This is a genomic window from Actinoplanes sp. NPDC048791, from assembly GCF_040650095.1.
Classification (GTDB): Bacteria; Actinomycetota; Actinomycetes; order Mycobacteriales; family Micromonosporaceae; genus Actinoplanes.
In genome coordinates, this window is the sequence record NZ_JBEZGQ010001477.1 from 1 (window position 1) to 1,582 (window position 1,582).

2 protein-coding genes and 1 pseudogene are annotated in these 1,582 nt (G+C 75.0%); all 3 read left to right on the top strand.

Features of this window, described 5'->3' with window-relative positions; all coding sequences use genetic code 11:
* Positions 1-478, top strand: a pseudogene (locus tag AB0C29_RS47600) (monooxygenase); the annotation flags it as partial.
* Positions 475-1,056: a GNAT family N-acetyltransferase gene (locus AB0C29_RS47605; RefSeq protein ID WP_360548070.1), complete on the top strand. Its 582-nt coding sequence runs from the start codon at positions 475-477 to the stop codon at positions 1,054-1,056. The pseudogene AB0C29_RS47600 and the gene AB0C29_RS47605, both read left to right, overlap by 4 nt.
* On the top strand, positions 1,053-1,582 hold a 530-nt coding region (locus AB0C29_RS47610; RefSeq protein ID WP_360834878.1), incomplete at its 3' end, for a carotenoid biosynthesis protein. The genes AB0C29_RS47605 and AB0C29_RS47610, both read left to right, overlap by 4 nt.

Genomic DNA, 1,582 nt, shown 5'->3' on the forward strand with positions numbered 1-1,582 from the left:
GGTCGGCGCCGCCTGGGACGCGCTGGCCGAGGGGTCGGCCCGGGTCGAGCTGACCCCGCTGACCAGCCGCGGGCAGTGGTCCGGGCAGACCCCGTTCGGCGCACCCTCCGGCGGGCGGACCGACGCCCCGGTGCTGGCGCTGACCCGGGCCCGGCTGCGCCCGGTGCGCGCGCTCACGTTCTGGCGGGCCGTGCCTCCGGTGGCGCGTGAGCTCGCCGCGGCGCCCGGCCTCCTGGCCCGGTTCGGCATCGGGGAGGCGCCGCTCGGCTGGCAGGGCACGGTCAGCGTCTGGCGCACCGAGGCGGATCTGACCGGGTTCGCGTACCGTCAGCCGGAGCATCGCGCCGTGGTGCGGCGCACCCCGGCCGCCCGGTGGTACGCCGAGGAGCTGTTCGCCCGGTTCGCGGTGCGCGGCATCAGTGGCGACAAAGCCGTCCTGGGCTGGCAAGATGTTCCCCGGCGAGAAGGAGAGCGATGAGGCTCGTTCCCTGGCAGCCGGACGACATGCTCCGGCGGCTGGACGACGTGGTCAGCGTGTACGGCGAGGCGATGGGCTACCGCGCCGAGCTGCTGCAGACCCGGCGCGGGTACATCGGTGCCCACGTGCGCCGGGCCGGTTTCCGCGCCGTCGCCACCCTCACCACCGACGGCCACCTCGCGGGCTTCGGCTACGGCTACTCGTCCGGGCCCGGCCAGTGGTGGCACGACCAGGTCCGCGCCGCCCTGGACGAGCCCGGGCGCCGGCACTGGCTCGGTGACTGCTTCGAGGTGGTCGAGCTGCACGTCAAGCCCAGCGCGCAGGGCCACGGCATCGGCGCCCGGCAGCTGCGCGCGTTGCTGTCGATGGCCGACGGCTCGACCGTGCTGCTGTCCACCCCGGAGGCCGACGAGCAGAAGTCGCGGGCCTGGCGGCTGTACCGGCGCTTCGGCTTCTCCGACGTGCTGCGCGACTTCATCTTCCCCGGTGACGAGCGGGCGTTCGCGATCCTCGGGCGGGAGCTGCCGCTGGCCGGCCGCCCGGCGACCGAGGACGTGCCCGGGATCGTCGGCATCTGACAGTGGCCCGGGTAACGCCTTGGGTGCTGCTCGGCGCCCTGATCCTGACCCAGATCTGCTATCCGCTGACCGGTGGCGGCCTGCGCGCCGGCCTCACCGTGCTGACCGTCGTGCTGGGCTATCTGCTGTCGGTCTCGCACGCGCTGCTGACCCGGGGCGTCCGGGCGGCCGCCGCGCTCATCGCGACCGCCACCCTGGGCGGCTTCGCCGTGGAGGCGGTCGGGGTGGCGACCGGGTTCCCGTTCGGCACCTACGACTACTCCGGCCAGCTCGGGCCCAAGCTGCTCGGCGTACCGCTGATCATCCCGCTGGCCTGGACCTGGATGGCCTGGCCGGCCTGGCTGGCCGCGCTGCGGCTGGCCCGCTCCAGGCCGGCGCGGATCGCGCTGGCCGCGGCCGGGCTCGCGGCCTGGGACCTGTTCCTCGACCCGCAGATGGTCGCCGAGGGCTACTGGACCTGGGACTCCCCCACGCCCGCGCTGCCCGGCGTGCCCGGCATCCCGATCGGCAACTACCTGGGCTGGCT